This is a genomic window from Pantoea sp. SGAir0183 (genome assembly GCF_043545505.1).
Genome location: NZ_CP028053.1, coordinates 1835162 through 1859283 on the forward strand (window position 1 = coordinate 1835162; position 24122 = coordinate 1859283).

The 24122-nt window shown below is 54.6% G+C and carries 18 protein-coding genes; 14 read left to right on the forward strand and 4 right to left on the reverse strand.

The window, feature by feature from the left end:
• The first annotated feature begins 63 nt into the window (after positions 1 to 63).
• From C1N59_RS08550 to C1N59_RS08590, 9 genes are all read left to right on the forward strand, one after another.
• Positions 64 to 1032: an HNH endonuclease signature motif containing protein gene (locus C1N59_RS08550; protein ID WP_006118886.1), complete on the forward strand. Its 969-nt coding sequence runs from the start codon at positions 64 to 66 to the stop codon at positions 1030 to 1032.
• 143 nt (positions 1033 to 1175) lie between these two features.
• Complete coding sequence (locus tag C1N59_RS08555) at positions 1176 to 1898, forward strand: RNA polymerase sigma factor FliA (RefSeq protein WP_006118887.1); 723 nt, start codon at positions 1176 to 1178, stop codon at positions 1896 to 1898.
• 50 nt (positions 1899 to 1948) lie between these two features.
• On the forward strand, positions 1949 to 2452 hold the full coding sequence (gene fliZ, locus C1N59_RS08560; RefSeq protein ID WP_039342604.1) for a flagella biosynthesis regulatory protein FliZ: 504 nt from the start codon (positions 1949 to 1951) through the stop codon (positions 2450 to 2452).
• 191 nt (positions 2453 to 2643) lie between these two features.
• Complete coding sequence (locus C1N59_RS08565) at positions 2644 to 3630, forward strand: D-cysteine desulfhydrase (protein WP_394550558.1); 987 nt, start codon at positions 2644 to 2646, stop codon at positions 3628 to 3630.
• Positions 3631 to 3762: 132 nt separating this feature from the next.
• Positions 3763 to 4563, forward strand: a complete 801-nt coding sequence (gene tcyJ, locus C1N59_RS08570; RefSeq protein WP_033742037.1) for a cystine ABC transporter substrate-binding protein — start codon at positions 3763 to 3765, stop codon at positions 4561 to 4563.
• The gene (gene tcyL, locus C1N59_RS08575; protein ID WP_033742036.1) at positions 4563 to 5231 is read left to right on the forward strand and encodes a cystine ABC transporter permease; all 669 of its coding nucleotides are present in this window, start codon (positions 4563 to 4565) and stop codon (positions 5229 to 5231) included. The genes tcyJ and tcyL overlap by 1 nt, the downstream gene beginning before the upstream one ends.
• The gene (gene tcyN, locus C1N59_RS08580; RefSeq protein WP_006118892.1) at positions 5228 to 5980 is read left to right on the forward strand and encodes an L-cystine ABC transporter ATP-binding protein TcyN; all 753 of its coding nucleotides are present in this window, start codon (positions 5228 to 5230) and stop codon (positions 5978 to 5980) included. The genes tcyL and tcyN overlap by 4 nt, the downstream gene beginning before the upstream one ends.
• Before the next feature lie 237 nt (positions 5981 to 6217).
• A complete protein-coding gene (locus tag C1N59_RS08585; RefSeq protein WP_394550559.1) occupies positions 6218 to 7300 on the forward strand; it encodes an acyltransferase family protein in 1083 nt (360 codons plus the stop codon).
• A gap of 415 nt (positions 7301 to 7715) precedes the next feature.
• A complete protein-coding gene (locus C1N59_RS08590) occupies positions 7716 to 8795 on the forward strand; it encodes an acyltransferase family protein (RefSeq protein WP_394550561.1) in 1080 nt (359 codons plus the stop codon).
• A gap of 210 nt (positions 8796 to 9005) precedes the next feature.
• On the opposite strand, the gene putA is transcribed toward C1N59_RS08590, so the two are convergent.
• Positions 9006 to 12950 carry a trifunctional transcriptional regulator/proline dehydrogenase/L-glutamate gamma-semialdehyde dehydrogenase gene (gene putA / locus C1N59_RS08595; RefSeq protein WP_394550563.1) on the reverse strand — a complete coding sequence of 1315 codons (3945 nt, stop codon included), beginning with the start codon at positions 12948 to 12950 and terminating at the stop codon, positions 9006 to 9008.
• A 441-nt stretch (positions 12951 to 13391) separates the two neighbouring features.
• On the opposite strand from putA, the gene putP reads away from it, so the two are divergent.
• The 5 genes from putP to phoH all read left to right on the forward strand — a co-directional run bounded on the left by putP (position 13392) and on the right by phoH (position 19723).
• A complete protein-coding gene (putP, locus tag C1N59_RS08600) occupies positions 13392 to 14876 on the forward strand; it encodes a sodium/proline symporter PutP (protein ID WP_394550565.1) in 1485 nt (494 codons plus the stop codon).
• Between the two features lie 191 nt (positions 14877 to 15067).
• Complete coding sequence (efeU, locus tag C1N59_RS08605; RefSeq protein ID WP_033742028.1) at positions 15068 to 15895, forward strand: iron uptake transporter permease EfeU; 828 nt, start codon at positions 15068 to 15070, stop codon at positions 15893 to 15895.
• 50 nt (positions 15896 to 15945) lie between these two features.
• Complete coding sequence (gene efeO, locus C1N59_RS08610) at positions 15946 to 17067, forward strand: iron uptake system protein EfeO (protein WP_205950342.1); 1122 nt, start codon at positions 15946 to 15948, stop codon at positions 17065 to 17067.
• Between the two features lie 2 nt (positions 17068 to 17069).
• The gene (efeB, locus tag C1N59_RS08615; RefSeq protein ID WP_110267410.1) at positions 17070 to 18356 is read left to right on the forward strand and encodes an iron uptake transporter deferrochelatase/peroxidase subunit; all 1287 of its coding nucleotides are present in this window, start codon (positions 17070 to 17072) and stop codon (positions 18354 to 18356) included.
• A gap of 578 nt (positions 18357 to 18934) precedes the next feature.
• Positions 18935 to 19723, forward strand: a complete 789-nt coding sequence (gene phoH / locus C1N59_RS08620) for a phosphate starvation-inducible protein PhoH (protein WP_006120221.1) — start codon at positions 18935 to 18937, stop codon at positions 19721 to 19723.
• Between the two features lie 78 nt (positions 19724 to 19801).
• On the opposite strand, the gene C1N59_RS08625 is transcribed toward phoH, so the two are convergent.
• From C1N59_RS08625 to C1N59_RS08635, 3 genes are all read right to left on the reverse strand, one after another.
• Complete coding sequence (locus C1N59_RS08625; protein WP_394550568.1) at positions 19802 to 21004, reverse strand: acyl-CoA dehydrogenase family protein; 1203 nt, start codon at positions 21002 to 21004, stop codon at positions 19802 to 19804.
• A complete protein-coding gene (locus C1N59_RS08630; protein WP_394550570.1) occupies positions 20997 to 22451 on the reverse strand; it encodes an MFS transporter in 1455 nt (484 codons plus the stop codon). Before C1N59_RS08630 ends, C1N59_RS08625 begins: the two co-directional genes overlap by 8 nt.
• 197 nt (positions 22452 to 22648) lie before the next feature.
• Entirely contained in the window at positions 22649 to 24058 is a 1410-nt protein-coding gene (locus tag C1N59_RS08635; protein WP_394550572.1) for an LLM class flavin-dependent oxidoreductase, read from the reverse strand.
• Positions 24059 to 24122 lie beyond the last annotated feature (64 nt).

The following is a 24122-nucleotide window of genomic DNA, read 5'->3' on the forward strand; positions in this document are numbered from 1 at the left end:
TGCCGATAACATTCTTCAGGATAAGTTTAATTTGGCTACAACTTCGCGTGTTCTGGGGTGGTTATGCGCTTCAACTATGACCTGCTACCGGGTGAACGGCTTTCCTTCGAGGAGATCGCCCGGCGCTATGCACAGCAATACCCTGATGAGAAAGAATTAACAGCGCGAGCGCTGCTGAGTCCTTCGACCAGCTTTCGGACGCTAAAGATTCGTGCTGTCTTCGCACAGGAAGAAAGCAACAGTCCGCTGGAAGACCTGTTATTTATTGCGAACGACAATGAACGTAAAAATTACCTGCGCCGTTTTGAGTATTACCTGAAGCAGCAGGCTCCTTTTCACTATTTCCGCCGGGGAGAGCAGGACAAAGCGGAGAATTTGTGGAAAGTGATTGGCCAAAGCTACGTATATGCCATGATCGATCCCCATTCAGCACAGGCGCAGAACCTGATCAACAGCCGGGGATACAAACTGGTGCTGATGCGAGAAGACGGCGACGATGCCTGGTGGCAGTTGTTTAACATGCACTCCAATCCGTGCTTTCCGCAATCACAGCGTATCCAGTTTATTGTGGTACTGAGTACACCCGGACATAAAACACCCGCCGCAGTGATGCCTGGTACTGAAGTCGGGCGGCGGGTAAAGGCTAAAGTGCTGCAGCGAGCCAGCCAGGCCGAATTTATGGCCGCCGTGAAAGCCCGTTATGGTGCCTGTGTCATTACCGGCACCAGCCTGATCGATCAGCATCCGTGGCCATGGGTGGAAGCCTGCCATATTGATACGCGAGAGAATGATGAAGGTTTTCTGGCGGATAACAGTGTGGATAACGGATTGTTCCTGCGCAGCGATTTACAGCGACTTTTTGTTAACCGAATGATTAGTATTGATGGTGATTCCGGCAAGGTCCGTTTTAATGGGGATGAAAAAACCCGCGAAAGCATTAGCCCTTTTTATCAGGAAATGGAAGGGCAGGTTTGTGCTTTATGGGACAGCGTGCCCTCCGCCACTCGTCAACGTTTACTGTCATTAGGTTAGCCTGTTGAGACAGAGCGGAATCTTCCGCTCTGAAACATCACAAATTTGAAATAACCTCGGTTTATCCCGCCTATTCTGCCAATCGAAAGTCCTACAGAATTGCATAATCATGCCGATAACTTCATTAACGCAGGGTAGTCAACGTGAACGATCTCTATACCGCCGAAGGCGTGATGGACAAACATTCGCTCTGGCAGCGCTACGTCCCACTGGTGCGTCATGAAGCACTGCGCTTGCAGGTTCGCCTGCCTGCCAGTGTGGAACTTGACGATCTGCTGCAAGCCGGGGGCATTGGTCTGTTGAATGCGGTGGAGCGCTACGACGCGCTTCAGGGTACCGCCTTTACCACGTATGCAGTCCAGCGCATTCGTGGCGCAATGCTTGATGAGCTTCGCAGCCGGGATTGGGCGCCACGCAGCGTCAGACGTAATGCACGTGAGGTAGCCGGAGCCATGCATCAGGTTGAGCAGATGCTGGGTCGGGCCGCTTCCGAGCAGGAAGTCGCGCAACAGTTGAATGTTTCGATAGAAGAGTACCGGCAGATTCTGTTGGATACCAACAACAGTCAGCTCTTTTCATACGACGAGTATCGGGAAGAACACGGTGACAGTGCGGAGCTGGTGACGGAAGGGCACGAAGAGGCCAATCCACTTCATCAGTTAATGGAAGGGAGTCTGCGTGAACGCGTCATAGAAGCGATCGAGGCGTTGCCTGAGCGCGAGAAAATGGTGCTGACACTGTACTACCAGGAAGAACTGAATCTTAAAGAGATTGGCGCGGTACTTGATGTCGGGGAATCCCGGGTCAGCCAACTGCACAGTCAGGCGATTAAACGCTTGCGTGCCCGACTTACGGGAGCGCGCTAGAAGGCTCAGTTCCTGGAGATCTATAAATATAAGAAATCGGGGACTCAACAGTGGGAGCCAAAACCAAAGCCAGACCTTTAAGTCGCTATCTTAAAGACTATAAACACAGCCAAACCAATTGTTCACACTGTGGCAAAGTACTAGACCGAATGGCGCTGGTTTTTCGTGGCCAGATCATCAATAAAGAGGCCATCGCACGGATGGACCAAATGATTGATGAGCCACTCTGGCTAAAACTGCAGCCAGAATTAACGGCACTTTGTCGTTTTTGCAGCGATATTTTTTGTAATACACATCCTAACTATTTTGACATTATGGCGTTTAAACAATATCTGTTCGAGCAGACGGAAATGAGCCCAAGCACGATTCGTGAGTATGTGGTTCGGTTACGTCGGCTTGACGATATGCTGAAGGCGCGAAATTTTCCGGCAGAAAAACTGAAAGGCAATAGCTGGCATCAATGCCTGGAAGAAGATTTACCCGATGCAGGCAACAATAATTATCGAATTGCGCTGCGCAAATATGACCAGTTCTTAGGCTGGCAGCAACGTTAAGGGAAAAATGCCGGGCACAGGATGCACGGTCAGTCGATTTCCCGCCCCACGTTTCTTCTCACCATCGGAAGAAACGTGGGGATGTTGTGCATTCCCGTCTTCCACGTTCCTGACCTCAATTCAGGATGATCCTTTCTTCATCTTCTGTAACACTGTAATGATAACTGCTCTGTGCCTGACTGGAGGCCGCATTGTCTTTACATCTTATTCATCAGTTTCCCCGTATTGAACTTCTGGGTGCGCCCACGCCTCTGGAATTTTTGCCCCGTCTGTCGGACTTCTTAGGTCGTGACATTTTTATCAAACGCGACGATGTAACGCCGCTGGCGCTGGGCGGCAACAAACTGCGCAAGCTGGAGTTCCTGGCGGCCGATGCGCTGCGTGAGGGGGCCGATGTGCTGCTCACCGCCGGTGCGATCCAGTCTAACCACGTGCGTCAGACCGCTGCGGTCGCCGCCAAACTTGGGCTGAAATGCGTGGCATTACTCGAAAACCCCATCGCGACCCAGAGCGAGAATTATCTCACTAACGGTAACCGGCTGCTGCTGGAACTGATGGACGTTGACGTGGTGATGGTTGAGGCACTGACCGATCCTGCCGCACAACTGGCGGAACAGGCGGAACGCCTTGAGGCGCAGGGTTTTCGACCCTATACCCTGCCTGTTGGCGGATCAAACGCGCTAGGCGCGCTGGGTTATGTAGAGTGCGCCCAGGAGATCGTGCATCAAAGTGAAGGCGTGGTGGATTTTGCTGCGGTAGTCGTCGCGTCTGGCAGTGCCGGAACGCATGCGGGGCTGGCCATTGGGCTGGAACACCTCATGCCGCAAACCGAGCTGGTGGGCGTGACCGTATCGCGTCAGCGTGATGAACAGCTGCCGAAAGTGGACGCTATTCGTCAGGCGCTGGCATCGCAGTTGTCGGTAAAGGCAAAGGCCCCAGTGACGCTGTGGGATGACTACTTTGGGCCACGCTATGGCGAGCCAAATGAAGAGGGCACAGAGGCGATCAAGCTGCTGGCCCGGCTGGAAGGCCTCCTGCTCGACCCGGTTTATACTGGCAAAGCGATGGCGGGGTTAATTGACGGGATCAGTCAGAATCGTTTCCGCCGCGAAGGACCGCTCCTGTTTGTGCATACCGGCGGTGCGCCCGCGTTATTTGCTTATCACCCTTCGGTCTGAGACGTCGCGAAAAAAAGGTTTATAATCCGGCCGTTATTTTGCTGTCTCAGGTAAATAACGCCCATAATGACAGAGCGGCAAACGGGGTTTAGCCGCTCAACAGCACACTCACGAATAATAAATGGGGTACACATGGCTTTCTCACAGATTCGTCGCCAGCTGGTGACGGGAATGATGGCGGTTGCGCTGGTTGCTGGCGTTAGTGTTAAAACCTTTGCCGCAGAAGATTTGCTGCAGCAAGTGAAAAGTAAAGGCGAACTGCGTGTGGGCCTGGAAGGCACCTATCCGCCTTTCAGTTTCCAGGATGAAAAAGGCAAGCTGACCGGATTTGAGGTGGAGTTCGCCCAGGACCTGGCGAAACACATGGGTGTGAAAGCCGTTCTGAAACCGACCAAATGGGATGGCATGCTGGCCGCGCTGGATTCTAAACGTATTGATGTGGTGATTAATCAGGTCACCATTTCCGATGAGCGTAAAAAGAAATATGACTTCTCCACGCCGTACACCATTTCGGGCGTGCAGGCGCTGACGCTGAAGAAAAATGCCGGCAGCATCACCCGCCCCGAAGATCTGGCGGGTAAAAAAGTGGGCGTCGGTCTGGGCACCAACTACGAGCAGTGGTTACGTGCAAACGTGAAAGGTGTCGATGTTCGTACCTATGATGACGATCCTACCAAATACCAGGATCTGCGTTCAGGTCGCGTTGATGCGATTCTGGTGGACCGTCTGGCGGCACTGGATCTGGTGAAGAAAACCGGTGACACGATGGCCGTTGCTGGCCCTGCGTTCTCGCGTCTTGAAGCGGGCGTTGCACTGCGTAAAGGTAACGAAGATTTACTGAAAGCCATTAACCAGGCGATTGCAGAGATGCAGAAAGACGGCACGCTTAAAAAGCTGTCTGAGAAATGGTTTGGCGCGGACGTTACGCAATAATGCAGGAAAGTTTACAACTGGTGCTGGATTCAGCACCATTCCTTCTTAAAGGCGCGCTGTTTACGCTTCAGCTCAGTATTGGCGGGATGTTTTTTGGGCTGATACTGGGCTTTGTGCTGGCGCTGATGCGCTTGTCGCGCTTTTGGCCCATCAGCTGGCTGGCACGTATCTACGTGTCGATTTTTCGTGGCACGCCGCTTATCGCTCAGTTGTTTATGATCTACTACGGTCTGCCCCAGTTTGGCATTGAGCTGGATCCAATTCCTTCCGCGATGATTGGCCTGTCGCTGAATACAGCAGCCTATGCATCGGAATCGCTTCGTGGTGCCATTGCGGCGATTGAGCGCGGCCAGTGGGAAGCGGCGGCCAGCATTGGCATGACGCCGTGGCAAACGCTGCGCAGGGTTATTTTGCCTCAGGCTGCCCGTACCGCTTTACCGCCATTGGGTAACAGCTTCATCAGCCTGGTCAAAGATACCTCACTGGCGGCGACCATTCAGGTACCGGAGTTATTTCGTCAGGCCCAGTTGATTACCTCACGTACGCTGGAGGTATTTACGATGTATCTGGCGGCCTCGGTTATCTACTGGATCATGGCTACCGTGCTGTCTGCCTTACAGAACCGGCTCGAAGCACACGTTAACCGTCAGGATCAGGAGGCGAAATGAGTGCCATTGAAGTACGCCAACTGGTGAAACAGTTTAACGGCCAAACGGTACTGCACGGCATCGATCTGGATGTTGCGCCGGGTGAAATTGTGGCGATTATCGGCCCGAGCGGATCCGGTAAAACGACGCTGTTGCGCAGCATCAACCTGCTTGAAGTGCCTGAGGCCGGGCGCATCAAAGTCGGTGATATTACGATTGACGCCAGTCTGGGGATCAATAAGCAGAAAGAACAGGTGCGCCAACTCCGTCAGCAGGTGGGGTTTGTGTTTCAGAACTTCAATTTGTTTCCGCATCGCTCGGTGCTGGAAAACATTATTGAGGGGCCGGTCATCGTCAAAGGTGAAACCAAAGCGGACGCGGTTGCGCGGGCGCGTGGCCTGCTTGAAAAAGTGGGATTGCAGGGTAAAGAAGACAGCTATCCACGTCGTCTTTCCGGCGGACAGCAACAACGTGTTGCCATTGCCCGCGCGCTTGCCATGCGGCCTGAAGTCATTTTGTTTGATGAACCGACCTCGGCGCTGGATCCCGAGCTGGTGGGCGAAGTGTTGAATACGATCCGGGCGCTGGCGCAGGAAAAGCGCACGATGGTGATTGTGACCCATGAGATGAGCTTTGCCCGTGATGTCGCTGACCGGGCGATTTTCATGGATCAGGGCCGCGTGGTAGAACAGGGCCCGGCCAAAGCGTTGTTCAGCGCTCCTCAGCAGGCACGTACCCGACAGTTTCTGGATAAATTTCTTAATCAATAATCCCCAAAATGCCGCCCGACACGGGCGGCGTTTTATTTATTTTTTTCCTGCCTGCGCGCTCAGTTTCTTCTGAAAATTTACGGCTGGTCTTTCCTTAACCTGTTGTTATCGCTTCGGTTATACGGAGTGATGTTTCAATGACGTAACAGAGTGTAAATTTTAAGACCTCCCCGATTGAGGTGACAGTGAAAATATTAATAATTCTTCACAAATTCATCGCGCTATCGGGACGTTATAATGACTCACCCCAGGAAGGAAATCCTCTGGATCAATACCCTCAAAGGAGGGTGCATTTTACTTGTCGTACTGCATCACGCCATCATCACCACGTTCGCACCCTCGCTTCATCATCTGACCGCGGGTCTGCTACCGGCACAAGGATGGATGGCGTTTAATACCTGGCTCTCGCCGTTGCGTATGCCCGCTTTCTTCTTTGTGTCTGGGTTGCTGGCCGCTAACGCGGTCGTGAAGAAAAGCTGGCAGGAAGTGTTTACGAAAAAATTCAGCAATATTGTTTACCTCTACCTGCTGTGGGGCGTGATTCAGTGGCTGAGTATCCACTACATTTCCACCCATTTAGGCGAACGGCTGTCCAGTAGCAAAAATGCCGCCTATGCGGATTCGCCTCTTGAGTTTATTAAGCTGCTGATGCTGTCGATGACCAGCCTGTGGTACCTGTACGCGTTGGCAGGGTTTTTCCTGGTGACTAAGCTTTTCCATCAACAGAAAAGGGTTCTGCTGGCGGCGGCGATAGCGGCGAACTACGCTGCGCAGTTTAACCTGATCCCCGGATGGGGCCCGGCCAGCGTGGCGCAGAACTATCTGTATTTCCTGCTGGGCGTATTTTTCAGCGCGAGGCTAATTGAACTGAGCGCCCTCAAGGGACGTCACTGGCTGTGGCTTGGCGCGATTGCACTTGTCGGCATCGCCCATCATGCAGGTGGCATCTATAAAAACCCGTTTTACAGCCTGCTGACGATCGTGTTTGGCATCGTGCTGTGTCGTTTTCTCAATGCGCATTTCAGAATGACCTGGCTGAACGCTATCGGTCGAAATACATTACAAATCTATGTGTTACACCGCATTTTTATCGAACTGCTCGGACTGAGCGCTATCACACTGGCCCTGCATTTCGGCTGGTTCGGCAATGCCGGCTTTAGCTGGGCCTGGGCGCTGCTGATGCCGGTGACCGGTGTGGCGGTATGCACACTGCTGTCGCTGCTGGTCTGGTCGTTACTTAATCGCGGGCCGGGACGTATGCTGTTTCTCCATCCACGCCTGGTCAGTCAGCGTCAGCCTGAAACGCAAACCTTATACTGAAGATCCGGGCCAGCGTGCTGGCCCCTTTTTTCATCCGCCAGATCACCTCTCCGTTGCCCGTCATGCCCGCGAGCCCGAAGCCAGGTCAGCGCACGCCTGACTGTGAATCCATTTTTTATCGGGAAAACGGAATAAAAGCGCCTACGTCAGTCCCAAAGGTACGCCTGTTGAAAGCAGGGCAGGGCCTCGGTTTATGTCATAAGGATAACCAGACAGGAAAGGAAAACGCGCCTGAATAACGCGCTTGCCGGGCGCAGTGTCAATAAATCCCTTTAAGTGTAAAGTACGGTCCGAAACGCACCGCAACGCGGGTATTTAAGACTTTCGCTACATTCAGCAGAAAGAACATACGGAATACTTTTCGCACAAGAGAAGGCGACGTGAATTGCCGTTTCACCGCAGCGGAAATGTGCCGATGATGAGCAAAGAAAAAGAAGAAATTGCCTGGATTAATACACTCAAAGGCCTGTGTATCCTGCTGGTTATTCTGTATCACACGGTATTACCCGGCTTTGATAATACGGTAACACATCTGACCGCGGGCCTGCTCCCGGCTGAACTGTGGGTCCGGTTTAACCTGCTACTGTCGCCGCTGCGCATGCCCGCCTTTTTCTTTGTATCGGGTCTGCTGGCCAGTCATGCCATTCTTCACCGGCCCTGGCAGTCTGTCGCCACCAGCCGCATTATGAATCTGTTTTACCTTTATCTGTTATGGGGCGTTATTCAGTGGGGATCCATTTCCGGCATCGCGACGGAAATTACCGGACAGCGTATTTCGCAAAATCTTAATGCGGCCTATGCCGGTTCGTTTTCAGAATTTCTCAGACTGACCTTTCTCGCCATGAGTACCGCCTGGTATTTATATGGTCTGGCACTCTATTTCCTGTGCGCCAAATGGTTTCAACATTACAAAATCCCGCTGCTTATCGTAGCCGCTGTGCTGAACTATCTGGCGGTCGAAAAGAGTATCCCGTTCTGGGGACCGCAAAGTCTGGCGCAGTATTTTATCTTTTTTGTATTGGGCGCATTTTGGTGGGCACCCATGCTACGACTGAGCGAAGGGCGACGGGAGAACAGGTTGCCGTGGCTGTTACTGGGACTGCTGGCTGTACTACAGGGCCTGCTTGATTTGAACAGCCGTCTTTTTCTCTGTCTGATTGCCATTCTGGCCAGCGTGGCCGCCTGCCGATGGTTAAGCCAGCTAGGCTGTATGGCCTGGCTGAACTGGACAGGCCGCCATACCTTACCCCTTTACGTTATTCACCGTATTTTCATTGAATATTTCGGGATGACGGCGATTTTATATGCGCAACGTCACCAGCTTTTTGAGCTGGCAGGCTTTTCATGGCTTTGGGCCTGTCTCTATCCTCCGGTGATGGTTACGATCTGCGCCTTGTGCTCCATGGCGGTCTGGTCATTGCTGAATCGGGGACCGGGACGCGCGCTGTTTCGCTTGCCACATCTGATGAAACGGCCTTCCATTCCGGCAGCCTGACCGTTGTACGCATGTCAGCCACCTGTCTCTGCGGCGCGTCCGGATTGCGTATGCGGGGGATGTGCGCGCAGAGACCACCTGATAGCGCGAATCCCTTCGCACTTCTCCACTGCTGAGGCGCTCAACGGCCGCGGGTTTTTTATCCGTCATAAAAAAAGGTTCATGCCAGGCATGAACCTTGATCACAACCAGAATGAAACGCGCCGACAGTTAACCGATCGTCATCAGGCTGGCGTTACCGCCCGCGGCGGCGGTGTTGACGCTCAAAGAGCGTTCAATCAGCAGGCGTTCCAGTAACAGGTTGGTTTCACCGCGGGCAAATCCCTGTACTGAGACAATCGCACCTTCACGCGCCGCAATCTGCTCGCACAGGCTGCGGAGCTGGTCGGCATCACCATGATAAATCACGGCATCAAACTGCGCGGTCAGCGGATCCTTCGCCAGGGTAATACGGCTCTTCACCGCTGCCGGTAAGGTATTAAGCAGCGTACGATGCAGGTCATCATCCGGCCACAGAGCCTGACTGCCAACGCTGGTTACCGCAGCCAGCTGAATCAGCGCATCGTCGTTGTTATCTGCCAGACAGAGCACCTGTTCGCGCGGGAGTAACAGGAAGGTGTTGCGCTCTCCTGTTGGGCCCGGCAGCAGACGAACCGTACCGGCCTGCGCCAGCTGTTCATAATGCTGACACAGCGCAGACAGCTGTGGCTTATCTTTTGCCCAGTCGGTCAGTGCCTGATGCGGCGCTAACAGGCGTTGACGCTGACTGTTGTCTGCGGGACGTTCCGCATCCTGACGGGCGAGGGTGGTGCTCAGCGCCTCATCCGGGCGGTTAGCCAGCAGACGATAAAGATACAGTGGGCCGCCCGCTTTTGGACCGGTACCTGAGAGGCCTTCGCCCCCAAAGGGTTGCACACCGACGACCGCGCCGACCATGTTGCGGTTAACATACAGGTTACCCACTTTGGCACTGGCGGTGACCTGCGAGATGGTTTCGTCGATGCGCGTATGAACACCCAGGGTCAGGCCATAGCCTGTGGCGTTAATCTGCTCAACGATCTGCGGCAGGTTGCTGCGGGTAAAACGCACCACGTGCAGGACAGGACCAAACACTTCCTGGGTCAGATCGCTGACCTTATCCAGCTCAATCAGCGTTGGTTTCACAAAGGTGCCTGTGGCCCATTCTTTGCTGTCCTGTGGGTTATCCTGTGCCGTCTGGTAGACCTTAAAGCCTTTATTACGCATGGCCTGAATATGGCGTTCGATGTTGGCTTTGGCTTCCTGATCAATCACCGGACCGATGTCGGTGGACAGGCGTTCCGGGTTGCCCATGCGGCATTCCGCCATCGCGCCACGCAGCATTTTTAACGTGTGGTCTGCGACGTCTTCCTGCACGCAGAGCAGACGCAGGGCGGAACAGCGTTGTCCCGCGCTGTCAAAGGCCGATGCCACGATGTCGACAACCACCTGTTCGGTCAGCGCGGAGGAGTCCACAATCATGGCATTCATTCCGCCCGTTTCCGCAATCAGCGGTGTCGGACGGCCCTGCGGATCGAGTCTGCCCGCAAGATTGCGTTGCAGCAGCGTGGCAACGGCGGTGGAGCCGGTAAACATGACGCCGCGCACCCGTTCGTCGCCGGTGAGCTGTGCCCCCACGGTTTCGCCCTGACCCGGCAGCAGTTGCAGTACACCGGCGGGCACGCCAGCGCTCAGTAAAATATTGACGGCCTGTGCGGCAATTAACGGCGTTTGCTCGGCGGGTTTCGCCAGCACGCTGTTACCTGCCGCCAGAGCCGCGGCGATTTGGCCGGTAAAAATGGCCAGCGGAAAGTTCCACGGGCTGATGCAGACTACCGGGCCAAGCGGGCGGTGGGTTTCGTTATCGAAATCATGGCGCACAATGCCGGCATAGTAATAAAGGAAATCGACCGCTTCACGCACCTCGGCAATGGCGTTGTTATAGGTTTTTCCGGCTTCACGCACCAGAAGACCCAGCAGTTGCTGTAGCTGGCTTTCCATCAGCTGTGCGGCGCGCTCCAGAATGGCGGCACGCTCCTGCGGCGGCGTGGCAAACCAGATAGGGCCGGCATTAACGGCGGCCTCAATGGCCAGGGAAACCTCCTGTTCGGATGCCTGGCGCACGGTGCCCACCACATCCGCAGGGACGGCCGGATTGAGCACTGGCTCGCTTTCCCCTCCCGTTAAGGGGCCATCGATAAGCGGTTGCGCCACATATGTTTCGGTAGCACCGCTCAGCAGCGCGCTGGACAGCGACGCAAGACGATGTTCATTCGCCATATCAAGACCGGCGGAGTTTACGCGGTCCTCGCCATACAGGTCACGCGGTAAGGGAATTTTCGGGTGCGGCAGGCCCAGTGTTCCTTCGCTGAGACCCAGTTTTTCCACTTCGGCAACCGGATCGGCGACCAGTTCGTCGATGGGCAGTGACGTATCGGCGATGCGGTTAACGAAGGAGGTATTCGCGCCGTTCTCCAGTAAGCGTCGCACCAGATAGGCGAGCAGCGTTTCATGCGTACCGACCGGGGCATAAATACGGCAGGGACGATTAAGTTTACCGTCTGCGACCTTGCCGACCACCTGTTCATACAGCGGTTCACCCATGCCGTGCAGGCACTGGAACTCGTACTGACCCGGATAGTAGTTATTGCCTGCCAGCTGATAAATGGCGGCCAGGGTGTGCGCATTGTGCGTGGCAAACTGCGGATAGATCAGGTTCGGCACCGCCAGCAGCTTGCGCGCGCAGGCCAGGTACGAAATGTCTGTATACACTTTGCGCGTGTACACCGGATAGCCCTCCAGGCCTTCCATCTGGGCGCGTTTAATTTCGCTGTCCCAGTAAGCGCCTTTCACCAGACGAATCATCAAACGGCGGCGGCTACGTTGCGCCAGGTCGATCAGCTCATCAATAACAAACGGACAGCGCTTCATATAGGCCTGAATGACAAAGCCGATACCGTTCCAGCCCTCCAGTTCAGGCTCAAAACACAGCCTTTCGAGCATATCAAGAGAGAGTTCCAGGCGGTCGGCTTCTTCTGCATCAATATTAATGCCGATGTCGTAAGAGCGGGCCAGTAGCGTCAGCGACTTAAGCAGCGGATACAGCTCATCCATCACCCGGTCGTACTGGGCACGGCTGTAGCGCGGGTGCAGGGCAGAGAGCTTAATTGAAATGCCCGGGCCTTCATAAATGCCGCGGCCATTGGAGGCTTTGCCAATCGCATGAATCGCCTGCTGATACGAAACCAGATAGGCTTTGGCATCGCTGGCGGTCAGGGCGGCTTCGCCCAGCATATCGTAAGAGTAACGGAAACCTTTCTCTTCAAGCTTACGGGCGTTAGCCAGTGCTTCGGCGATGGTTTCACCCGTCACGAACTGTTCACCCATCAGGCGCATCGCCATATCCACGCCTTTACGGATCAGCGGTTCACCACTCTTGCCAATGATCCGGTTGAGCGAGCGCGACAGATTCGCTTCGTTATGCGTTGAGACCAGGCGGCCGGTAAATAACAGGCCCCAGGTAGCGGCGTTAACAAACATGGACGGACTGCGGCCCAGATGCGACTGCCAGTTGCCGTTACTGATCTTGTCACGGATAAGCGCATCGCGCGTCGGTTTATCCGGAATACGCAGCAACGCTTCCGCCAGGCACATCAGCGCCACGCCTTCCTGTGAAGATAATGAAAACTCCTGAAGCAGACTTTGCACCATACCGGCGCGTCCGGTTGCTCCTTTTTGGTGCCTGAGCTTCTCGGCCAGGGTAAAGGCGAGCTGCCGGGTTTTTTCAGCCAGCGGAGCGGGAAGGCGGGCTTGCTCCAGCAACATGGGAACGGCATCGGTTTCAGGTCGACGCCAGGCGGCCGTCACGGCCGAACGAGCTACCGACTGCGGCAGGATGTGCTCTGCGAAGTCAAGGAACGGCTGAACCATCTCGTCCGCAGCGACCTCATCAGAAGCCGATTCGTTGAGCTGCAGGGGAATCTCTTCCACTGTTTCACCGGCTTCTAACTGCACGAGATAGTTAAAGATCGCTTGTTTAATCAGCCAGTGCGGCGTGCGATCCATTTTCTGTGCCGCCAGTTTAATGCGACTGCGGGTGGCTTCATCCAGCTTCACCCCCATGGTCGTTGTTCCCATGATTTCTGTTCCTTAAAACGTTTTTTACCAGAGCAAGGGCTGCACTATCACTCATGTTGCAACTTTGTGCAACCTTGTTAAATGTGACCTTGCTTCCACACTTTACCGCCGCTTTTGCCATTAACATTTAAAAGCGGCACAAATCTTGCTGCAAGAAACTCGCCAATGTTGCAACCCCCTTCAATTTAAACAGGGTTGTGGTGGTAAAGGTGCAACTTAAGTGTGAGCGGGCGCAACCTGTGAACATTTAAAACAGAGAGAGAGGTGAAACTGATGTAACGGATGTGTTAAATGCATTGTGTAGAACGTGCCTTTACGGCAGGATACCGCGCCTTAAGGGAAACGGGCCTTTTATCGATGCGGTAATACGCTGACGCTACCCCGTTCCGGTGGCGCAGGAAAAGATTTCTCTTAAGAGATCGGATAATAACGGAGAAACACATGACAGTAAGTACACCCATGCTGGTGACCTTTTTAATTTATATCCTCGGGATGGTGCTCATCGGTTTTATTGCCTGGCGCTCAACCAAAAACTTTGATGACTACATTCTGGGCGGTCGCAGCCTGGGCAGTGTGGTTACCGCGCTGTCAGCGGGTGCCTCTGACATGAGCGGCTGGCTGCTGATGGGCTTACCCGGTGCCATTTTTCTCTCCGGCATTTCAGAAAGCTGGATCGCCATTGGTCTGATTATTGGTGCCTGGCTTAACTGGAAAATTGTCGCGGGTCGTTTACGCGTCCAGACAGAACATCATGATAACGCCTTAACCTTGCCCGACTTTTTCACCAGCCGCTTTGAAGATCGCAGCAAAATTCTGCGTGTGATTTCTGCGGTCGTCATCCTGATGTTTTTCACCATTTACTGTGCTTCCGGTGTGGTTGCCGGTGCGCGCCTTTTTGAAAGCACCTTTGGAATGGACTACGCCACGGCCTTATGGGCCGGTGCGGCGGCGACCATTCTCTATACGCTGGTGGGCGGATTCCTGGCGGTAAGCTGGACAGATACCGTTCAGGCCAGCCTGATGATCTTCGCCCTGATTCTGACGCCGCTTATCGTCATCATGGCCGTCGGCGGTTTAAGCGATTCGCTGGCAGTCATTCAGGCTAAAAGCACGGAAAACCTGGATATGTTCAAAGGACTGAATGTGGTTGCGGTCCTGTCGCTACTGGGCTGGGGATTAGGTTATTTTGGCCAGCCCCATATTCTGGCCCGCTTTATGGCGGCGGATTCACACCGGTCAATTCGTACCGCGCGCCGTATTGGTATGGCCTGGATGATTTTGTGTCTGGCCGGCGCCGTCGCGGTTGGCTTCTTTGGTATCGCCTATTTCCAGAACAACCCGGGCGAGGCCGCTGGTGTAACTCAAAACGGCGAGCGTGTATTCATTGAGCTGGCACGTATTCTGTTTAACCCCTGGCTTGCCGGGATTCTGCTGTCAGCCATTTTAGCGGCCGTCATGTCGACACTCAGTTGCCAACTGCTGGTGTGCTCCAGCGCCCTGACCGAAGACCTGTATAAAGGCTTTTTGCGCAAAAATGCCAGCCAGAAAGAACTGGTCTGGGTCGGTCGCCTGATGGTGCTGCTGGTCGCGCTGATTGCCATCGCGCTGGCCGCCAACCCTGAAAACCGGGTATTAGGCCTGGTCAGCTATGCGTGGGCGGGCTTTGGTGCGGCGTTCGGGCCGGTTGTGCTGTTCGGCGTGTGCTGGAAACGTATGAACCGCAATGGCGCATTAGCGGGCATGGTTGTCGGTGCGGTGACCGTGGTGGTCTGGAAGCAGTATGGCTGGCTCGGTCTGTACGAAATCATCCCGGGCTTTATCCTGGCCAGTCTCGCCATCGTCGTCTTTAGCCTGGCGAGTCGCGCACCGTCAACCCAGGCGATGGCACGTTTCGATGCCGCTGAGGCCGAGTTCCAGACGAAGTAATCGCCTTCTTTTTTCCACCGCCTGCCCCCGTGAGGGCAGGCTTTTTTTTGCGCGTTATCTGGCACAGACAGTTACGAAATTATTTCGTTGTGGAACTTGTATTTTTTTTGAGTGGTAATGATAATCGGTATCGTTCGTTTTTACGTAACTTTACGCGTCGTTGACGCCGGTTAACATTTAAGAGGTTGGCGATGTTCGTTCCGTTTCTCATTATGCTGCGCGAAGGACTTGAAGCCGCGTTGATCGTCAGCCTGATCGCCAGTTATCTGAAGCGCACTCAGCGCACTCAGTGGTTTCCTGCGATGTGGGCAGGCGTCTTTATTGCCGCCGCACTCTGCCTTGGGCTGGGTATCTTTATCAACCAGACCACGGGTGAGTTTCCGCAGAAACAGCAAGAGCTGTTTGAAGGTATCGTGGCGGTAATCGCGGTCGTTATCCTGACCTCGATGGTGTTCTGGATGCGCCGGGTCGCGCGCAATATCAAACGGGAACTTGAACACGCCGTCGACGAGGCATTGCATAAATCGGCCGGCGGCGGCCTGGCGCTGGTGATGATGGTGTTTCTGGCCGTCGCACGCGAAGGGCTGGAATCAGTGTTCTTTCTGCTGGCCGCGTTCACACAGGATGTCGGTTATGCGCCGCCGTTGGGTGCGGTGTTGGGGCTGGCCACGGCGGTGGTGCTGGGCATGCTGATCTACTGGGGCGGCCTGCGGCTCAACATGGCGCACTTTTTCCGCTGGACCAGTATTTTCATTCTGCTGGTGGCAGCAGGCCTGGCGGCAGGGGCTATTCGCGCTTTTCATGAGGCAGGGCTGTGGAACCATTTTCAGCAGGTGGCCTTTGATATGAGCCCGATCTTATCCACGCATTCGCTGTTTGGCACAGTGCTGGAAGGCATGCTTGGCTATCAGGAAGCGCCCAGCGTCAGTGAAGTTGCTGTCTGGCTGCTCTATCTGATCCCCGCTTTATTATTGTTTGTTATGCCTGCACGCGCTGATACCTCAGCAGCTGCGCGCTAACGCGTTTACCCGGCGCGTCAGCCGCGCCTCTGACTGAACAGGGAAAAAATATGATGATGCGTTTTAACCGTAATGCGGTACTGGCTTCTCTGCTGGCGTTTTCTGGCTCTTCACTGGCTGCAGCCATTCCGCAGGTCAGCGTCACTGTGACGGACAAACAGTGTGAGCCCATGTCAGTTACGGTACAGGCCGGTAAAACTCAGTTTCTGATTAAAAATAACAGCCAAAAAGCGCTGGAATGGGAAATTCTCAAAGGCGTGATGGTGGTCGAAGAGCGCGAAAATATTGCGCCGGGCTTTAGCCAGAAACTGACGGCCAACCTGGAAGCCGGGGAATATGACATGACCTGTGGCCTGCTGACGAACCCGAAAGGCAAACTGATCGTGCAGGGCACCGGGAGCAAAAGTGCGCAACAAGGCAAACCCGAACTGATGCAACTGGCGGGCCCCATTAATGCCTATAAAGCCTATGTCACTGAGGAAGTGAGTCAGCTGGTATCCGGCACGCAGGCGTTTACGGATGCGGTGAAAGCCGGTGATGTGGCTAAAGCCAAAGCGTTATTTGCGCCCACCCGTCAGCACTACGAGCGCATTGAGCCGATCGCGGAGCTGTTTTCTGACCTTGATGGTCGTATTGATGCCCGCGAAGATGATTACGAGAAAAAAGCCGACGATCCGAAATTTACCGGCTTCCATCGTCTCGAAAAAGCCCTGTTTGCAGATAACACGACGAAAGACATGGCAGGCTATGCCGACCAGTTAAATCACGATGTGCATGACCTGCAACAACGCGTGAGTGAACTGGCATTTCCTCCGGCGAAAGTGGTGGGCGGAGCCGCCGGGCTGATTGAAGAGGTGGCGGCGACCAAAATCTCTGGCGAAGAGGATCGCTACAGCCGCACGGATCTGTGGGATTTCCGCGCGAATGTGGATGGCGCACAAAAAATTGTCACACTTTTACGTCCGGTACTGCAGCAGGCGAACCCACAGCTTTTAGCAAAAATAGACGCTAACTTCAGTAAAGTGGATGCGATTCTGGATAAATACCGCACGCAGAAAGGTTATGAATCCTATGAAAAACTGACCCAGGCTGACCGCACGGCGCTGAAAGGGCCGATCACCGCTCTGGCGGAAGATCTTTCCCTACTGCGTGGCACACTGGGCCTGAACTAATCATGGACAAGGATCAGGAATTACAGCAGCCTGCGCGGCGGCGTTTATTAAAAGGGCTGGGCATGCTGGGCGGCGCGGCTGCAGTTGGCGCGGGCTGTCCGTTTCATGCCGGGGCTGCTGAGCAGCCCGACAGTTTTGCACCGGGCACGGTTACGCCGAACGCGCGTCAGCAACGACAGCCTTTCTATGGCGTGCATCAGGCGGGCATTATTACCCCACAGCAGGCCGCCATGATGCTGGTGGCGTTTGATGTGCTGACCAGCGACAGGCGTGAGCTGCAGCGGTTGTTTCAACTGCTGACACAGCGCATTGCGTTTTTAACGGCGGGCGGCAAGGCCCCCGCCGTGGTCAACCCACAGCTGCCACCGATGGATTCCGGTATCCTGGGGGCCGAGATTGCCCCCGATAATCTGACCATCACGGTGTCAGTCGGTAACGCGCTGTTTGACGGGCGTTTCGGTCTGGCTGCGCTCAAACCCGCGAAACTGCAGCCGATGACCCGGTTCCCTAATGATTCGCTGGATGCCAGTCAGTGCCATGGCGATCTGCTGTTGCAGATTTGCGCCAATACCCAGGACACGGTGATCCACGCGCTGCGCGATATCATCAAACATACGCCGGATCTGCTGGGCGTACGCTGGCGGCGGGAAGGCTTTATCTCCGATCATGCCGCGCGCAGCGCGGGCAAAGAAACGCCCATTAATCTGCTGGGCTTTAAAGACGGCACGGCAAATCCGGACACGCACAATCACGCTTTGATGGATAAGCTGCTCTGGGTCACCGAGGATCAGCACGAGCCAGCCTGGGCGCGGAATGGCAGCTATCAGGCGGTAAGGTTGATTCGCTTCCACGTGGAAATGTGGGATCGCACACCGTTGGGCGAACAGCAGACCATTTTCGGTCGCGAAAAGCTGAGCGGCGCGCCGCTGGGTATGAAAAATGAACATGACGTTCCCGATTACCGTAACGATCCGGATGGCCAGATAATTGCGCTGGATGCGCATATTCGTCTGGCAAACCCCCGTACGCCCGCCACGGAAAGCAGCCTGATGTTGCGCCGGGGATACAGTTATTCGTCCGGTGTTTCCGCTTCAGGTCAACTGGAGATGGGATTACTCTTCGTCTGCTATCAGCATGATTTGGAATTGGGTTTCCTTACCGTCCAGAACCGCTTAAATGGCGAAGCGCTGGAAGAGTATATACGTCCGTTTGGCGGCGGTTACTTTTTTGTCTTACCCGGCGTGGTGAATGAAAACCATTATTTAGGCCAGTCCTTACTGGAAAGTTGATTAAATTTTAGGCGCGGCATTCTGTGTCTGACAGCGCAGCGTGCCGTGTTTTCATATTGCCGTTTTTTCCCCGTACGGCTTTTTTATCACCCCGTTTAACACGCCTTTTAACGTGACGTAAAATATACTAACCCTCTGTAATAAATACGTAATTTAATTTAAGTAAGGTCTTCGTTAACGGTCGGTTGAATATTTATTTTTCATGAAAGTGAAAATACTGTTGCAAAATACCAATAAGATGGTTCACTTTACTATGAAAGCGTAATCGGGCGTGTTGATGTCTCACACTGGAGTTCGCGCATGGATAGATGTTTTTACAGCCGTTCAGCAGTAAACAATATCGCACTCACCCGTGAGGGACGTTCTTCCTCAACCGCTTTTACATCTCAATGTGTTTTCTCTCTTCAACTTCACTCCTTTTTTACCGGTATACGGTCAGGCTGTTTTGCTGCCGGATATCAATCGTCATGGCCTGTCACGGCTCTAAAGGAAGCCAACTGAAACCTCTAAAGCGTTCACGTAATCGCAACGGGCGTATTGCCTGAAGCGGGAAATGAAACCAACTGTAAGGTGCCACTATGGGAAGACAGAAAGCAGTGATCAAAGCGCGTCGAGAAGCAAGACGAGTGCTTCGTAATGACTCACGCAGTCATCGTCAGCGTGAAGAAGAATCGGTCACTTCGCTGGTGCAAATGGGTGGGCTCGATGCAATTGGCATGGCACGCGATGTGCGTGACCGGGCGCCGATTGAAGCCCGAAATGAAGCTCAGGCGCATTATCTTAACGCCATAGAAACAAAACAGCTTATCTTCGCCACGGGCGAAGCGGGCTGCGGCAAAACCTGGATTAGTGCTGCGAAAGCAGCAGAGGCCCTGATTCATAAGGATATCGACAGGATTATCGTTACGCGCCCGGTGCTACAGGCGGATGAGGATCTGGGATTCCTTCCCGGTGATATCTCAGAGAAATTCGCCCCCTATTTCCGCCCGGTTTACGACATTCTGGTTAAACGTCTTGGCGCATCCTTTATGCAATATTGTCTGCGTCCGGAAATCGGCAAAGTGGAAATTGCGCCTTTTGCCTATATGCGCGGCCGCACCTTTGAAAATGCGGTAGTGATTCTGGACGAAGCGCAGAACGTGACGGCTGCGCAGATGAAAATGTTCCTGACCCGCCTTGGCGAAAATGTCACGGTGATTGTTAACGGCGATATAACCCAGTGCGATTTGCCCGCTGGGGTGCCTTCCGGTCTCGCAGACGCGCTGGCGCGTTTCGAAGAGGACGAGATGGTTGGCATTGTCCGTTTCGGCAAAGAGGATTGTGTGCGTTCCGCGCTGTGTCAGCGCACTCTGCACGCGTACAGCTAGCGTTCGATTGAGTCATGTAGCGACCAAACCCGGCTCCGGCCGGGTTTTTTTGTGTCTCAGACCCGCCGTCTGGCGCGATCATTCACCGCTGCCGATCTGCCAGATAAAGGTCGGATCGCGCCGGTTCACTTCCCAGTCGCCGACATTTCGACTCTTGTAGATCACCGGATTGTGGGACGCGATGGTTCGGGCATTGCGCCAGTGCCTGTCCAGCGCGTTTATCACCCGCGTATCTGACGCGCCCAGCGCATTAAATAACTCGCTGGCCGCGCGGGTAATCCATTCAACGGCGACGACCTGCGCTTTGGCGGCCTCCACTTCGGCCTGCACGTTGGCGGCGTGAATCAGGCTTTCTGCTTGCCCTTGTTGGTGCGCATCAAACGCAAGCTGGAGCGACGGCGTGGCCTGCTGCACGGCGGCATCTGTCGCCCAGACCCAACTGCTTATCTGGCCGACAACCTGCAACACCTGCACATCCTGTTTGACCTGGCGGGCATTGCCGTGGCTGTAAATGCGTTTTCGTTGTGCAACGCTCCGGGACACATCCCGCACAATAGCGCGACCAATGCCGGCCAGGGTCGCGAGTAAGACATGCTGATAAAAAGCCGTCTGATAGCGAAAGCGTTCACTAAAGTCATACATATGCGCAGGCTCCACGTGCGCCTCGCGAAAGCGCGTAGTGCCGCTACCGGTCAGGCGTTGCCCAAATCCATCCCAGTCATCGTCCCGCTCAACGCTGTCCTGATGAGTGCTCACCACCGCAATCACGTCGCGCTGGTTGTCGGTGCGCTTAGCGTACACATCAATCCAGTCGGCATAGAGTGTGCCGGTGCTGTAAAACTTTTCGCCCGTCAGTTGCCAACCGTGCCCGGTAGGGGAAACGGTGGTATTCACGTCTCCCAGCCTGACGCTGCCCGTTTCACTCCAGCCACTGCCGACGATGTCGCCATCAACAAAGCGGCGAAACCAGCGTTGACGGTCTTCGCTGTCAGGTTGATTGAGGCGATCCTCGACAAAGGCCATATGGGCGCGCAGAGCCTGAGGCAGATTGGAATCCGCTTCTGCCAGCTCGGTGAGCAAACGAAAAAGCTGCGGCAGCGAGGCTCCCAGGCCGCCATTAGCCGTTGGGATACGCAGCGTGCCAAAGCCCGCCGCCTTAAGCCAGTTTATCGGCTCATGCAACAGTGTCCGGTCGCGTTCGCGTGCAGCGGCCCCGTCGGCGATGCGGGCAAAAACAGGACGAAAGCGTTCTGCCAGACGGGTGTAATCAGGTTCAGACATGGTGTTCTCCTTGGGCTGACGGGTCATCAATATCGTGGCGCGTCGGTTCAAAGCGCACCACAAGCAGGAAAATGATGGGGATGAGAGCGGCCAGTGACACGATCCAGAACAGGTTGGTGCCATAAGCCGCCTGCAATATCGGCAGAATGAACAGCGCCAGTGCGCTTCCTGCACCAGAGATCGAACGGCTAAATCCGACGCCGGTGGCGCGAATAGATGTGGGATAGGCGAGGGCGGGATAGATCATTAACTGCGCACCGGGTCCGAACCCTTCGGCAAACAGCCACACTCCCAGCAGCAGAATGGCAAAGACCACACCGTAAGTGGCTTCAGGATGCCCGATCAAGGCCAGTGAAATCAGGGTGATAAACTGTAGCGCAAACCCCGCGATGGCCACATGACGAGAGGGAAACTTCCAGGCCAGTCGCATGCCCAGCAGGCCGCCGGTAAAGGCGAACAGCGCATTAAGTCCCAGTGAGGCGGCAATGGTTTCGAACACGCCCGCGCCCAGAAACTGCGCCAGAATCGAGGGCAGGAAAAATGCGATAGCCGTATATTCAAAAGCGATACAGGCGTTCATCACCGCTGCCACGATAGTGCGTTCGCGATATGGCTTCTGGAACAGCACGCGGAAACTGACCGCCGGTGCGACAGGCTCGATGGCAGAGGACTTATCTTCATGTGCCTGGATGCCATAGGACTCGCGCAGAATACGGACGGCACCGCGTAAATCTCCCTGATTAGCCGCCCATAAAGGCGATTCGTTCATAAACTTGCTGCGCCCGGCAATAATCAGCAGGGCTGGCACGGCACCAAACAACAGCGATGCCCGCCACAGCCAGTCAATGTGCTGGGCTGGCAACAGGAAGTAGAGGGCGAAGATGATGAAAAAGCAGACCGACGAGGCGGCATACCACATCGGGCACCAGGCCGCCAGTCGCGCAGCTTTGTTGCCTTTACCCGAAAACTTCGAGAATTCGGCCAGATAGGCCATGGCCACAGGCAAATCCATTCCCACACCAATGCCCATCAAAAAGCGCGCCCCGATCAGTACCCAGACATTCGGAGCCAGACCGGCAGCGAGGGCAGAAACGACGAAAAAAAGCATGTCTGCCATAAACACCGAATAGCGACCGTATTTATCGGTCAGCCAGCCGCCAGCCAGGTTGCCCACAATGGTGCCGATCATAATGGAGGAGGTGACCAGCCCGGTTAAGGTTGGCGTTAAGCTAAACGTCTTAACGACATCATCGATGCCGTAGGACAGCGTCGTGAGGTCATAGGCATCCAGAAAAACGCCGCCCAGCGCCAGAAACACGATCCAGCGCGCATAGCTGTTTTTGTCACTTTGCGTATTGATCAGTCGGGCCACATCGTTGACGGAGCGAACCGGTGTGGAAGGCGGCGAGGGAATCGCCACATCATCATCGATATTGAGAGTGCTCATGTTATCCTCGTTATTGTCTGTACAGGTGCTGCCTTTATAAGCAGTGCATACGCAGTAAACAAACAAGAAAAAGTGATAAGGATTGCTTTAAATTCAATAAGTTAATTTTTATTTTTCAGACATGAAAAAGACCGGAAACGCGGGCACGCTTCCGGTATGGGTTAGGTGAATCAGGCTAACGAAGCCGTCTCGTTATGTTATGAGGCTTCAGCAGGGACGATCAGGCCCGCTGACGAGGGCGTGCGTCGGTAGCTGGCACCAGGATGAGGATGAGTAAGGCGATCGCCCAGCCCAAAAAGCTTCTCCCGTAACGTGCCGGGCTGGTAATCCTGCTTATATACGCCGCGTTTTTGCAGTTCCGGCACCAGCAGGTTCACGACGTCAGCAAAGGTTTCATGGGTAACGGCATAAGCCAGATTAAAACCGTCAACGTCTGTTTCCTCCACCCAGCTCTGTAGTTCATCTGCCACGGTTTCGGTGCTGCCCACCAGCAACGGCCCAAAGCCGCCAATGCCTACCCAGTCGGCCATGTTTTGCACCGTCCATTCACGCTGCGGATCGGCGGTCGAGAAGCTCTCTACAACAGACTGAATCGCATCGGTATGAAGATGTTTAAACACCTGATCGGGTTGATAATGACTAAAGTCAATGCCGGTCCAGCCGGAAATCAGGGCAAGGGCACCTTCGTGGCTGACATAACGTTTGTAATCCTGCCATTTGGCCTGGGCCAGCTTATCGGTCTCGCCCACGATCACGGTTTGCATATTGAAAATGAGAATGCTGCGCGGATCGCGTCCGGCCTCCTCTGCGCGCCGACGAATATCGGCCACGGTTTTCCTGAGCAGCACCTTAGACGGCGCGGCAACAAACACGCACTCGGCATGTTGCGCGGCAAAAGCTTTACCGCGGCTGGAGGCACCCGCCTGATATAACACCGGCGTGCGCTGTGGTGACGGCTCACACAGGTGAATGCCCGGCACCTGGAAAAAGGTGCCCTGATGGTTGATCGGATGGACTTTGTTCGGATCGCTGAAGATATGGCGCTCCCGGTCGCGAATAACGGCGTCGTCTTCCCAGCTGCCTTCCAGCAGTTTATAAACCACCTGCAAATACTCATCTGCATAATCGTACCGGGCATCATGACGGGTTTGCGTGGCCTGGCCCAGATTGCGTGCGCCGCTTTCCAGATAGGAGGTGACGATGTTCCAGCCAATCCGCCCTTTGGTAAGATGGTCCAGCGTCGACATCCTGCGCGCAAACGGATAAGGATGTTCAAACGAAAGCGAGGCGGTCAGACCGAAACCGAGATGCTGAGTGACCATCGCCATTGGGGTGATCAGCGCCAGCGGATCGTTAACTGGCACCTGAGAGGCACTGCGAAGGGCGGCATCATTGTTGCCGTTAAAGACATCATAAATGCCCAGTACATCGGCGATAAACAGGCCGTCAAATTTACCGCGCTCCAGCAGCACGGCTAAGTCTGTCCAGTATTCCAGGTCCTTGTACTGGCAGGAGCGATCGCGCGGATGCGCCCACAGGCCGGGTGACTGATGACCCACGCAATTCATATCAAAGGCATTTAAGCGGATTTCACGTTGTTTAGGCATAGCAGGCTCCTGAGCGGATGCGGCACGCCGGTGCCGCCCACTTTTTAGGGGGATAATAAACAGG